19 protein-coding genes are annotated in these 10675 nt (G+C 42.9%); 18 read left to right on the plus strand and 1 reads right to left on the minus strand.

The annotated features are described in order from the left end of the window. The first annotated feature begins 122 nt into the window (after positions 1 to 122). The 11 genes from NIA71_RS19725 to NIA71_RS19775 all read left to right on the plus strand — a co-directional run bounded on the left by NIA71_RS19725 (position 123) and on the right by NIA71_RS19775 (position 4128). Entirely contained in the window at positions 123 to 593 is a 471-nt protein-coding gene (locus NIA71_RS19725; RefSeq protein ID WP_148397352.1) for a hypothetical protein, read from the plus strand. Position 594: 1 nt separating this feature from the next. Beyond that, positions 595 to 792 (plus strand): hypothetical protein, encoded by a 198-nt coding sequence (locus NIA71_RS19730; RefSeq protein WP_148397351.1) that lies wholly within the window; start codon positions 595 to 597, stop codon positions 790 to 792. Further along, on the plus strand, positions 789 to 1169 hold the full coding sequence (locus tag NIA71_RS19735) for a hypothetical protein (RefSeq protein ID WP_253021258.1): 381 nt from the start codon (positions 789 to 791) through the stop codon (positions 1167 to 1169). The genes NIA71_RS19730 and NIA71_RS19735 overlap by 4 nt, the downstream gene beginning before the upstream one ends. Continuing rightward, positions 1166 to 1369 carry a hypothetical protein gene (locus NIA71_RS19740; protein WP_148397349.1) on the plus strand — a complete coding sequence of 68 codons (204 nt, stop codon included), beginning with the start codon at positions 1166 to 1168 and terminating at the stop codon, positions 1367 to 1369. Before NIA71_RS19735 ends, NIA71_RS19740 begins: the two co-directional genes overlap by 4 nt. Positions 1370 to 1375: 6 nt before the next feature. Beyond that, positions 1376 to 1567, plus strand: coding sequence for a hypothetical protein (locus NIA71_RS19745; protein WP_148397348.1), 192 nt, complete (start codon positions 1376 to 1378; stop codon positions 1565 to 1567). Further along, the gene (locus NIA71_RS19750) at positions 1557 to 1904 is read left to right on the plus strand and encodes a hypothetical protein (RefSeq protein ID WP_148397347.1); all 348 of its coding nucleotides are present in this window, start codon (positions 1557 to 1559) and stop codon (positions 1902 to 1904) included. The genes NIA71_RS19745 and NIA71_RS19750 overlap by 11 nt, the downstream gene beginning before the upstream one ends. Continuing rightward, positions 1897 to 2079, plus strand: a complete 183-nt coding sequence (locus NIA71_RS19755; protein WP_148399165.1) for a hypothetical protein — start codon at positions 1897 to 1899, stop codon at positions 2077 to 2079. Before NIA71_RS19750 ends, NIA71_RS19755 begins: the two co-directional genes overlap by 8 nt. 4 nt (positions 2080 to 2083) lie before the next feature. Then, a complete protein-coding gene (locus NIA71_RS19760) occupies positions 2084 to 2500 on the plus strand; it encodes a sigma factor-like helix-turn-helix DNA-binding protein (RefSeq protein ID WP_148399166.1) in 417 nt (138 codons plus the stop codon). A 385-nt stretch (positions 2501 to 2885) separates the two neighbouring features. Next, positions 2886 to 3284: a type II toxin-antitoxin system RelE/ParE family toxin gene (locus NIA71_RS19765; protein ID WP_148399167.1), complete on the plus strand. Its 399-nt coding sequence runs from the start codon at positions 2886 to 2888 to the stop codon at positions 3282 to 3284. After that, positions 3281 to 3649: a helix-turn-helix domain-containing protein gene (locus tag NIA71_RS19770; protein WP_148399168.1), complete on the plus strand. Its 369-nt coding sequence runs from the start codon at positions 3281 to 3283 to the stop codon at positions 3647 to 3649. Before NIA71_RS19765 ends, NIA71_RS19770 begins: the two co-directional genes overlap by 4 nt. Further along, positions 3649 to 4128 carry a hypothetical protein gene (locus NIA71_RS19775; RefSeq protein ID WP_148399169.1) on the plus strand — a complete coding sequence of 160 codons (480 nt, stop codon included), beginning with the start codon at positions 3649 to 3651 and terminating at the stop codon, positions 4126 to 4128. The genes NIA71_RS19770 and NIA71_RS19775 overlap by 1 nt, the downstream gene beginning before the upstream one ends. A gap of 179 nt (positions 4129 to 4307) precedes the next feature. On the opposite strand, the gene NIA71_RS19780 is transcribed toward NIA71_RS19775, so the two are convergent. After that, positions 4308 to 4670: a helix-turn-helix domain-containing protein gene (locus tag NIA71_RS19780; RefSeq protein WP_148399170.1), complete on the minus strand. Its 363-nt coding sequence runs from the start codon at positions 4668 to 4670 to the stop codon at positions 4308 to 4310. Positions 4671 to 4788: 118 nt separating this feature from the next. Here NIA71_RS19780 and NIA71_RS19785 point away from each other — a divergent pair, with 118 nt between their 5' ends. The 7 genes from NIA71_RS19785 to NIA71_RS19815 all read left to right on the plus strand — a co-directional run bounded on the left by NIA71_RS19785 (position 4789) and on the right by NIA71_RS19815 (position 10547). After that, a complete protein-coding gene (locus NIA71_RS19785) occupies positions 4789 to 5229 on the plus strand; it encodes a terminase small subunit (protein ID WP_148399171.1) in 441 nt (146 codons plus the stop codon). After that, entirely contained in the window at positions 5219 to 6454 is a 1236-nt protein-coding gene (locus NIA71_RS19790; RefSeq protein ID WP_253021259.1) for a PBSX family phage terminase large subunit, read from the plus strand. Before NIA71_RS19785 ends, NIA71_RS19790 begins: the two co-directional genes overlap by 11 nt. Before the next feature lie 8 nt (positions 6455 to 6462). Next, entirely contained in the window at positions 6463 to 7932 is a 1470-nt protein-coding gene (locus tag NIA71_RS19795) for a phage portal protein (protein WP_148399197.1), read from the plus strand. Further along, the gene (locus NIA71_RS19800) at positions 7919 to 9691 is read left to right on the plus strand and encodes a minor capsid protein (protein WP_253021260.1); all 1773 of its coding nucleotides are present in this window, start codon (positions 7919 to 7921) and stop codon (positions 9689 to 9691) included. The genes NIA71_RS19795 and NIA71_RS19800 overlap by 14 nt, the downstream gene beginning before the upstream one ends. A 1-nt stretch (position 9692) precedes the next feature. Beyond that, positions 9693 to 9839: a hypothetical protein gene (locus tag NIA71_RS19805; protein WP_253021261.1), complete on the plus strand. Its 147-nt coding sequence runs from the start codon at positions 9693 to 9695 to the stop codon at positions 9837 to 9839. A 43-nt stretch (positions 9840 to 9882) separates the two neighbouring features. After that, a complete protein-coding gene (locus NIA71_RS19810; protein ID WP_148399196.1) occupies positions 9883 to 10281 on the plus strand; it encodes a hypothetical protein in 399 nt (132 codons plus the stop codon). Between the two features lie 65 nt (positions 10282 to 10346). Continuing rightward, on the plus strand, positions 10347 to 10547 hold the full coding sequence (locus NIA71_RS19815) for a hypothetical protein (protein WP_148399195.1): 201 nt from the start codon (positions 10347 to 10349) through the stop codon (positions 10545 to 10547). Positions 10548 to 10675: the final 128 nt, after the last annotated feature.

The following is a 10675-nucleotide window of genomic DNA, read 5'->3' on the forward strand; positions in this document are numbered from 1 at the left end:
AAACGTCAAATTCCATAGATAGGCGGGTTGGAATACATCGTCCCCGCAGAGCAGCCGTTAAAACTCAGAGACCACAAGATATTTTAAAAAATGGCTTTGCGGGGAGGAAGGAGGAATAGATTATGAGACTGATAGATGCAGACAAATTAAAACGTGACTTAATTGCAGCCGTGTACAGTGCAAATAACCCAAAAGGGGTCGCAGAGGTCATTAAGATTGTTGAGGATCAGCCGACCGCCTACGACGTGAGGGCTCTGGAGCAACAAAGGCAGGTGGCAGGGATGAATAAGCGGGAAGCGATAATACAACTTGAATACGAAGCTACAAGCTTGCAAGGAATGCTGCAAGAAGGTGGAAAAGCTGGAGAATTTGCTAATAAGAGGGTAAAAGCCCTGGATATGGCAATAGAAGCTCTGGAAAAGCAGGTAGCGAAGAATGTCATAACCATACACTCTATAAAGGAAGATGTAAACGTCGGAAATGTAGCATTTCGAAAGGGGTGCAAACTCACAAAATGTCCTGTATGTGGTAAGTTCTTAAGCAATGATAAGTATTGCCGGTATTGCGGACAACGCCTGAAATGGGAGGTATGAAATGAGAGAACATGAATGTAAGTGCTTAAAAAACCAGAAATGTGATGACGATAATTTTACTGCTGTGCAGGAACTTGAGATTAAGGGCAAAACTGGATGGTACTTAGTGAATTGCAGTAAGGGGAAAAACCAAGCGTTTGGCATAGCATATTGTCCATATTGCGGCGAACGGCTGGCAGAATTGGAGGGAGAGAAATGAAAAATAGAGAGAAGTATAAGGATGAAATAATGCAATCTATCAAAAGTCGCCAATCATCAAAGATTTGCAGGCTAATAAAAGAGAACTCTGGGGGAGATTGCGAAGAAATCAATTGTACTGTGTGTATAAACTTCTTGTATCCTCTATGGCTAGAGGAAGAATATAAAGAGCCTGAGACGGATTGGAGCAAGGTGGCCGTGGATACGCCGGTATTGGTTAAAAATGCAGAGTGTGCAGGGTGGGTAAAGCGTCATTTTGCAAAGTATGAGGACGGGCAAGTATATGCCTTTGATCTTGGATGTACAAGCTGGACGAACTCTAGGCATGCAACATCTTGGAACTACGCTAAATTAGCAGAATTGGAGGAAGCGGAATGAAAAAAGGGGATATAGTCTATCTTGACAATTACGATACATATACAAGGGGCAAATTTATGGGACGGATAAATGAAGAGCTAAGCTATTTTAAACCTCTCGCACAACAGGGAGGTGAGATAACAATATCTGTACTTACAAAGTTACTGATAGAATATGGAAGCGTATGTAAGGATTTCGGACAACCCGGAGCTGGGAGGTGAGCGGTGATGGCTAAAATGATATCAATGGATAAATTACTTGCTGACAGAGAGCAGGAGGTAAATAGCATAATGCGCCTTATTGACAGTATGTGTAAAGACACTTGCATTGGCATAGGTGCCCGTGATGGACAGGTTATTATCAAAGATCAGTTTACAGGCAAAGAGTATATAATGCGGGAGGACAAAAATGGAATTTAAAGAATTTACAAAAAAATTGCAAAGGATGTGCAGAAAACAACCATGCCGGGAATGTCCAATCAACCAGGATGGGTATTTCGTCGGTGATGCATGTAAAATGTGGACGCTGCGCAACCCAGACGAAGCAGAAAAGATTGTATCCACATGGGCCAAAGAGCATCCGGTACGGACGTATTTGATGGATTTCAAAGAAAAGTTCCCTAAGTCCACGTATTCCGACAGCAAAATCTGCTGTAACGTATGCAGAGGATGTTTGTATGGGCAGAAGGAAAGTCTTGATGAGTGCTTATGTGGAGATTGTGAAGAATGCTGGAATCAGGAGGTACAAAATGATTAACCCCTGTAAATCCTGCCCCGAGCGCACCCCAGGCTGCCACACTCGCTGTCCGTATTATGCAGAGTATGAGCAGGCACAAAATGAGCGCAGAGAGCGGATCAAGGCAGAGCGGGACAAAGATACCGGCTGGAGTAGCTACAAGCGGGAGACGGTGGATAAGAGGGTGAGGAGGTAGAGTATTGACCAAAGAGCGGTTAAAAAAGCTAAAGGCACTCATCAAAGAGGCGGAGCACCTAGAAGAACAGATTAGGGACCTTCCATTTCGGACGGGTTCCTATGTTGCTGATTCGGCAAAGGACTACCGGACCGGCTTTCCACGGACAATTCTGATCAGGGGATACTCGACGGAGCAGTATGACCGCCTCAAGCGCCGGCTGAATGAAAAGCTCTGTTCCATCCAATCCGAAATATCCAAACTGGAACAGTGGCTGGATGGGGTGGAGGACCCGCAGACGAGGGACATCCTGCGGCTGCAATATGTTAATGGACTCACGCAGGAGGAGATTGCGGAGGAGCTGGGGTATTCGAGAGCAGGAATAGCATCTATACTGAAAAGATTTTGGGATTCGCAAAGTGAAACACAAACAACAAAATAGCCGTGCTATAATGGTACCAAGTCAAAAAGGCTTACGACTTCCTCTTAGCATAAATATATATGACAAAGGCTCCCCTTGTGGGAGCTTTTGTTGTATAGAAAAGCATAGAAGCTCGTAGCGCAATAACTTTGTGTTTAATATAGGTTTGTACACCAGAGAACTTTCAATATGCTACTATGGCCATAGGGATAATGTTGGATGTAACACTAAATTTAACGATCATTAATAGCAAAGGAGCGTTAGACTTTGAGAGTTTCTGTTTGCCAAAAATGTCAGCATAGTGTAATATAAAAAAGAAAATTTGTTAAATATACGTAAAAAAGCTTGATAATATTACATATAAGTAATATTATAGGCATATGCAGCGCAAAAAGTGGTATAATATATGGATAAACATAAAGTACAAATAAAGCTAATCGAACTGTTTAGTCGATTCGACTATCATGAAGATGTTTTAGAGGAAATCGAAAAATTAGTTATAAAACCTGGTAAAACAAAAATATTCATGAACCTTTTTCAAAAAAATATAAAAATGGTTGAAGAGTTAGGGAACGATGTTATAAAAACAAATAACTTTGAAAAGCTTCAAGGCTTCCCTAATTTATATTCTATGAAATTCATAAGCCCTGGCATGAATTTAAGAATATTATATTCTTATGACAAGGTATCATCAACGATAATTCTGCATTGCTTTTATGAAAAAGACGATTCAGGCAAGGCTAGTTACAATAAACATATCCCTATCGCCTTAAAACGAAGAGAAGAATTGGAGGAGAAAGCATGAATAAGAAATTAGAAAATTTAATTAAAAGTATGTCTGAGGAAATAACAAGTAGCGATATTGTTGCTGCAGAACAATTAGCCAAAATATCTGCAACTATAACTAAGTCTAGAATAGCAATGAAAATGAACCAGTGCGAATTTGCGAATTTCCTTGGCGTTAGCCAAGGCATGGTATCAAAATGGGAAAGTGAAGATTATAATTTTACTGTAGAGAATTTGGCAAAAATTTGTGATAAGTTAAATCTTGAACTCGATATTAATATGAAAAATAAAGAGCAGTTTTTTAGGGGTATACAAGATAATTCCAATTGGAAGATTAATCGTCACTCTGGATTTAATAAAGTTTGTTTGAATGGAGTAGCATAATGGATGTTAATGAGATAAAAGCGCCTTTTCAAATAATTGGAGATAGAATAAAGAAGCTTGAAATAGAAAACGATTTTGTATTTATTGATTTAACGGATGAGGGGATAAAGCGCGAAATAGGTGTTTCGTACGAAGTAAGCGATCCCTTTATTTTAGATGATAGTGAAGAGACTTTTGCTGGAAAAGTAATGATGTATATTGACCTTGAGGTATCGGACGATGAATGTAAAGCTTGCATCAGCTTAGAACTTGAAGGCTGTTTCATAATTGACGAGCCAAATAGTGAGGAAGTATTAAGGGAAATGTTGCCTATTAACGGGTGTGCCGCACTTTACTCTATCGCTAGAGGAATAATATCTAGTGTAACTAGTCATATGTGTGGCAATGGCTCTATTTTAATACCAATGATTAATACCTTTGAACTTAGAGATTCCATAGAAGAAGACGAATATATTGCTACCGATGAAACTGATGGATGAAGTTGCAAAACTTCAATAAAAAACTGAAATTTAAATTATCACTAAGAGACAAGCCCCGTGCCTGTCTCTTTTACTTACCAAACATTACCACTATCTGTTATGGATTAGTTGGGATACAATGGAAACAAGCGCTGTACAAAGAGAGTTCCCACCCTGCTTATACAGCGCTGAGGGAGCCTTCATTTCTGAGGGCTCTTATTTTTTACGCTGAACAAGATACGAATCATTGCATGACAGTGGGCAGCGAGCTCTTCCTTTTCATCGTCAGGAAGTGCTGATGCTGCATCACTCAATTGGAATAAAGATAGTATAAATGCGAGTTCACTTTCTCCGCAGGGAATAGATAGTAGTGCTAGGGGATTGGTATTAAGTCCATCAGCAACCACTTCGATGGTATCCGTTCGTGAATTGCTGCTTCCCTTGAGGATGCCCTGCAGGGTAGCGCGTGAGACGCCGATTTCATTTGAAAACTCAGATAGCGTCTTGCCGCTGTTTTTGTAGGCGATCTTCACGCTGTTTGAAAAATTGCTTTGTAACGTCATATTGCTCCTCCTTTCAATATCATGGTAAGGGGATTCGACAAAATACGACAGGACAAAGTAGTAGTATTACGTACTAATATATTAGCATTAATAGATTGAAAAAAGCGAGGTGAGCCGGATGGCATTAACAGAAAAACAAAAACGGTTTTGTGACGAATACCTGATCGATTTGAATGCCACACAGGCAGCCATCCGGGCAGGGTATTCTGATAAAACAGCATACAGGACTGGTGCTGATAACCTCAGAAAACCTCAGATTAAAGCTTATATCGATCGTCGCATGGCAGAAAAAGAGGCGGATTTGATCGCCGATCAGGATGAAGTGCTGAAATATTTGACCTCTGTGCTCCGCGGCGAAAGCTTGTCCGAAATCGTCGTCGTGGAAGGTGAGGGAGAAGGCTGCTCTTCTGCTAGGCGCTTAGACAAAGCGCCCGATGAAAAGGAACGATTAAAGGCCGCAGAGCTTTTGGGCAAGCGGTACAGCCTCTTTAAGGACAATGTAAATATGACCGGGGCAGTACCGATTGTGTTAATGGATGATGTGCCAAATGAAGAATAAGATCAGTCTGTACGATACGATCGGCAAAGGATATGCCGATTTTTGGAAAACAAGGAAACGATACCGAATCTGTAAAGGCAGCCGTGGCAGCAAGAAGTCCAAGACTACGGCATTATGGATGATCAAGTCGATCATGCAATATCCGCTCGCGAACGCGCTATGTGTGAGACGGTATCAGACAACATTAAGAGACAGTGTGTTCAGTGATTTGAAATGGGCGATCAACCGATTGGGGGTTGACGCCTATTTTAATTGCACCGTGTCCCCGATGGAAATTACTTATGCGCCCACAGGCCAAAAGATTCTATTCCGAGGATTGGACGATGGCATGAAAGTGACGTCCATATCCGTACCGCTGGGAGTTCTATGCTGGGTGTGGATCGAGGAAGCCTACGAGGTTACAAACGAGGATGATTTTAATAAACTGGATATGTCAATTCGTGGGGAAGTGCCGGAAGGCTATTTTAAACAGATCACCATGACGTTCAATCCCTGGTCGGCTACCAGCTGGATCAAGGCGAGATTTTTTGACCATCCAGATCAAAACACGTTTGTAAAAACCACGACCTGGCAATGTAACGAATGGCTGGATGAATCCGATCGGCAGCTCTTTGTTGACATGAAAAAAAGCAACCCGCGCCGGTATCGGATTGAAGGCGATGGCGAGTGGGGTATTGCGGAAGGATTGATTTTTGAAAAGTATAGAAAAATTGACTTTAATATAGAACGGGTAAGAAAGCTGGAAGGTATCAAGTCTTCCTTTAGCCTTGACTTCGGCTTTACAGACCCGAACGCATTTATAGCAGCTATGGTCTATGAAAGGGCCAGGCTGATTTTTGTTTTTGATGAATGGTATAAAACCGGTGTAACAAACAGGATTATAGCGCAGAGGATAAAAGATATGGGATATGGAGGACAAATAATTGTATGTGATTCCGCAGAGCCCAAAAGCATTGCTGAACTGCGCGATGAGGGCATCTGGGCGGAACCATCTAGAAAAGGAAGGGATAGCGTGAACCACGGCATTCAGTTAATACAAAACTATACATTGGTCATTCACCCTAGATGCGTAAATTTTTATAACGAAGTCACAAATTATTGTTGGTCAAAGGACAAAAACGGAAGGCCAACCGATAAGCCGGATCACGAGTTTTCGCACGGGCCAGATTCTTTGCGATATGGAGTTAGCCGAATTTTGATGCCAGATACATTTAGTTTTGATTAGGAGGACACATGATTTTTACAAACACGAGTTTCATAAATCGGATTGTGTCGGATGCGGCGAGCAAGGCCATCTCGACACCCGAACTGATTAGCCATGAAATTCTCAATTTTAGGACGAGTAAAAAGTTTCGGCAGATGCTGGACGGCGTGCGCTACTATGAGGGCAATCACGACATCCTGCAGAAACGTCGGACAATCATCGGGGAGTCCGGAAAAAAAGAAGCTGTGGACAACCTGCCGAATAGTCGGCAGATTGACAATCAGTATCGTAAAATGGTCAAACAGAAAACCAATTATTTGGTGGGAAAGCCTCTATCCGTGCAAACTGATCATGAACAATATCAGGCAGCGCTTACCCCATTTTTCGGGAAGAAATTTATGCGTCAGCTCAAGAATGTCACAAAGGACAGCCTGAACTGCGGGATTGGCTGGCTGCACCCATACTATAATGACCAGGGCGAGTTTTGTTTGAAACGATTCCGTCCCTTTGAGCTCATCCCTGGGTGGGCGGATGTGGATCATACGCAACTTGAATACACGATTCGATTTTACGATGTGGAGGTGTACAACGGGAAGCGGGAGGAAACGCTTACAAAGGTCGAGTTCTATACCCTTGACGGAGTTGAATATTTTGAATACCACAACGGCGTTCTGATTCCGTGCGCGCCCTATCATCAAAATTCGTTTAATATTGGAAACGCGGCGTATAATTGGCAGCGGCTTCCGTTTATCCCCTTCAAATATAATGACGAGGAGCTGCCGTTAATTGTCAATTGTAAATCGCTGCAGGATGGCCTGAACACGATTGTATCCAACTTCCAGGACAACATGGAAGAAGACATGCGCAATACCATCCTGATCCTGGTCAATTATGATGGTCAGAATCTGGGAGAGTTCCGGCGAAACTTATCGACCTATGGGGCCGTGAAGGTTCGTAACGACAGCCAGGGAGCCGGCGGCGATGTTAAGGCTCTGCAGGTGGAAGTGAATTCTGAGAACTATAAAGCGATTATAAGCATCTTTAAAAAAGCAATCGTTGAAAACTGCATGGGCTACGACGCAAAAGACGAGAAGCTGTCTGGCACACCGAATCAAATGAATATACAGAGCATGTATAACGATATTGATCTGGACGCTTCCGACATGGAAACTGAGTACCAGGCCGCACTGGAAGAGCTGCTTTGGTTTGTCAATATGCACCTGATTAACACCGGCGCAGGCAACTTTGACAATGAGACCGTGGAATTCGTCTTTAACACAGATATGCCGATGGACGAATCCGCGACCATACAGAATATCCAAAACTCCGAAGGGATCATTTCAGACGAGACATTGGTTGCCAATCATCCGTGGGTTACGGACCCAGAAAAGGAATTAGAGCGACTGAAGAAGCAGCAAGAAGAAAATTTGGATGGCTTCGGTTTTACACCCCAAAGCCCAAACAAGCCAGGTGGTGATCCGGTAAATGGCGAATCTTGAACAGTTAAAAGAGAAGAATAGCAAGTATTGGCGAGAACGGTTTGAACTGCTTGAGGATACCCTGCACGAAGATGTTATGCAGATCATGCCGGACATCGACCGTATCTATAAGCAGGCCCAAGCGGACATCGAAAAAGAGATACGTGCCTGGTATCAGCGGCTGGCTGACAACAACGGAGTATCCATGACGGAGGCGCGAAAGCTGCTTGCGGCCGATGAGTTGAAAGAGTTTCGCTGGTCCGTAGAAGAATATATCAAGCGGGGCGAGGAGAACGCCATCGACCAGCGGTGGATGAAGCAGCTTGAAAACGCATCGGCCAGAGTGCATATATCCAGGCTTGAAGCGTTAAAGCTGCATGTACAGCAATCGGTTGAATCGGTATATGGGAACCAGCTCGATCAGCTGGATGAATCCATGCGAAAGCTTTATCAGGATGGCTATTACCGAACTGCCTATGAGTTGCAGAAAGGCTTTGAGATTGGCTGGCCCATTGCGGCGGTCGATCAAAACAAGCTGGACAAGATCATAGCAAAGCCCTGGGCGCCGGATGGAAAGAACTTTTCTGACCGGGTCTGGAGCAACCGGACAAAACTGGTCAATGAGCTTCATGCGGAACTTTCTCGTATGTGCATTACGGGAGCATCGCCGGACCGGGCCATTAAAAATATTGCAAAAAAGATGAATACCTCTAGGGCTAATGCGGGCCGCCTGGTGATGACCGAGGCGGCTTATTTTGGCTCTGCGTCGCAGAAAGACTGCTTTAATGACTTAGGAGTCGAGCGGTACGAAATATGCGCTACGCTGGACTCTCACACATCAGATATTTGCCAAGAGATGGATGGAAAAGTCTTTGACATGAAAGACTACGAGGCGGGAGGCACTGCTCCGCCCTTCCACGTTTATTGCCGGTCCTGCACCTGTCCATACTTTGAAGATGAGTTTACCGCTGGCGAGATGCAAGCGGCACGTAGGGAGGATGGAAAAACCTATTATGTATCAGCTGGCATGAAGTATCCGGAATGGAAGAAGCAGTTTACTGAAAACGGTCCAAAACAGTGGAAGAACAGTGAGAACGGTAGTATAATAAAAAATATAGATGATTGCTCAACCACCCATGAAGTTCAAGAGCTGATGAAGCGCCAGGGATGGTTCAATGTGCAGAAGATTGACGGGAAAGTATATGACACAAACAAAGAAATTAACTTAGAAGGCGTTGATGTAAACATTGCAAAAGAAATATTTAAAACTCATAAGCGGCTATTTGATAAATTCCCACAGTTAAAAGGAAAGCTAAACAGCATTGTCTCGAAAGAACTTGAGCCCGGGACTTATGCACAGTGTTATTTTGGGACAGGGCGCGGTGGCATAGAGGTGAACCTTAAATATTTTAAAGATGCAGAAACGCTTCAGAAAATGTATGAAAAAGATTTGAAGTCCGGTTTTCATCCAGAAGGAACAAATGGAAATGATATCGTGATGCACGAACTTGGACATGCGATTGACGATTACCTGACAAATATAGAGCTGTTAAACGGATGGCAAGCGAAAACAGTCTCTTCTATGCTTAGGCCAAAGGTAATGCAAGCTTGTGAATTAAAAATTTCTGATATTAAGACAGAGGTTAGCGGCTATGCAACGAAAGATGCGGCAGAATGGTTTGCAGAATGTTTTGCAGAGTGGATGTGTTCGGATCATGTTAGAACAGTTGCTGCTGAATTTGGAAAACAACTTGAAGAGTTAATGAAGGAGGTAAAGTAATATGTCACAGATAATGCCATCTTTTTGGGATAGTCCATATTTCATCCCAGAACCAGACAATTGGCATTTAACAGAGGATGCGCCAGAAGAGCTAAAAAAAGAATTTGAGGAATATATAGCAGAATCTGACGAAGCAATGCCTCTGTAGAAGCAAATTTACAATCAGAATTAAGTAGAAAGGAGAATTGTAAATGATACAACGGTTAATAAAAACGCTTTACTGCGAGCGTGGAGAATTATTTGGCATCACAAATGGACGACGAATCCTCCTTGCTAAATGTGAACCCAAAATTGAGATCATGGAGCTTTCCCAAAGCGTCAACTCTATCGGGGTCCAAGGGTATAATGTAAAGAAGCAGCACGTCTCGATCGTTTTGTGCGAAGAGCCGGAGACGACGAGGGTGGTTGATGCAGTCTTCCTGCAAACTGTGACAAGGTTTGAGCTGTCTACAGATATACAACGTACGGATGGCGTGTTTGAAAAGATTGTGTTTGATAATCTGGCTCCCGAGGAAATAAACTTAGGCGGTGACTGGAAATTCCAAGTGGTCGGGCAAGGAGAGCTTACAAAAAAATTATTGGTGTTTTAGGAACGTACTCCGGTGACCTTCGGGCCCGGGGTCTTTTATTGTAAAAAATACGAGGAGAAGAGGAAATGAAAACAGCAGAAGAGAAAAGGTCAAGTAGCCGTAGTGTTGGAATATGTGGATTACTTGGTTTAATTTTTATTGTATTAAAGCTAATTGGAGAAATAAGTTGGTCCTGGATATGGGTACTTGCTCCATTTTGGATACCAACGGGACTATTTCTTATTTTAGCTATTATTATAACTTTATGCGAATATTTCAAGAGTTAATCTTGGGCAGTCCAACTATAGACTGTCTTTTATTATACAAAAAATTACCCATGCTCCGGGACAAAACAGAGCGCCGCAATACCGGGACTGGCCGGACAAAAAGGATAGCGGAGAAAGGAAGGTAAAAT

Origin of the sequence: Ihubacter massiliensis (assembly GCF_024125305.1) — a bacterium.
GTDB classification, from domain to species: domain Bacteria; phylum Bacillota; class Clostridia; order Peptostreptococcales; family Anaerovoracaceae; genus Hominibacterium; species Hominibacterium faecale.

Coding starts and splice junctions, on each gene's coding strand:
- NIA71_RS19750 (WP_148397347.1), top strand. CDS start 1,557: ATGGAATTTAAAGAATTTACAAAAAAATTGCAAAGGATGTGCAGAAAA.
- NIA71_RS19735 (WP_253021258.1), top strand. CDS start 789: ATGAAAAATAGAGAGAAGTATAAGGATGAAATAATGCAATCTATCAAA.
- NIA71_RS19810 (WP_148399196.1), top strand. CDS start 9,883: ATGATACAACGGTTAATAAAAACGCTTTACTGCGAGCGTGGAGAATTA.
- NIA71_RS19755 (WP_148399165.1), top strand. CDS start 1,897: ATGATTAACCCCTGTAAATCCTGCCCCGAGCGCACCCCAGGCTGCCAC.
- NIA71_RS19745 (WP_148397348.1), top strand. CDS start 1,376: ATGGCTAAAATGATATCAATGGATAAATTACTTGCTGACAGAGAGCAG.
- NIA71_RS19780 (WP_148399170.1), bottom strand. CDS start 4,670: ATGACGTTACAAAGCAATTTTTCAAACAGCGTGAAGATCGCCTACAAA.
- NIA71_RS19730 (WP_148397351.1), top strand. CDS start 595: ATGAGAGAACATGAATGTAAGTGCTTAAAAAACCAGAAATGTGATGAC.
- NIA71_RS19765 (WP_148399167.1), top strand. CDS start 2,886: ATGGATAAACATAAAGTACAAATAAAGCTAATCGAACTGTTTAGTCGA.
- NIA71_RS19790 (WP_253021259.1), top strand. CDS start 5,219: ATGAAGAATAAGATCAGTCTGTACGATACGATCGGCAAAGGATATGCC.
- NIA71_RS19800 (WP_253021260.1), top strand. CDS start 7,919: ATGGCGAATCTTGAACAGTTAAAAGAGAAGAATAGCAAGTATTGGCGA.
- NIA71_RS19775 (WP_148399169.1), top strand. CDS start 3,649: ATGGATGTTAATGAGATAAAAGCGCCTTTTCAAATAATTGGAGATAGA.
- NIA71_RS19770 (WP_148399168.1), top strand. CDS start 3,281: ATGAATAAGAAATTAGAAAATTTAATTAAAAGTATGTCTGAGGAAATA.
- NIA71_RS19805 (WP_253021261.1), top strand. CDS start 9,693: ATGTCACAGATAATGCCATCTTTTTGGGATAGTCCATATTTCATCCCA.
- NIA71_RS19785 (WP_148399171.1), top strand. CDS start 4,789: ATGGCATTAACAGAAAAACAAAAACGGTTTTGTGACGAATACCTGATC.
- NIA71_RS19795 (WP_148399197.1), top strand. CDS start 6,463: ATGATTTTTACAAACACGAGTTTCATAAATCGGATTGTGTCGGATGCG.
- NIA71_RS19740 (WP_148397349.1), top strand. CDS start 1,166: ATGAAAAAAGGGGATATAGTCTATCTTGACAATTACGATACATATACA.
- NIA71_RS19725 (WP_148397352.1), top strand. CDS start 123: ATGAGACTGATAGATGCAGACAAATTAAAACGTGACTTAATTGCAGCC.
- NIA71_RS19815 (WP_148399195.1), top strand. CDS start 10,347: ATGAAAACAGCAGAAGAGAAAAGGTCAAGTAGCCGTAGTGTTGGAATA.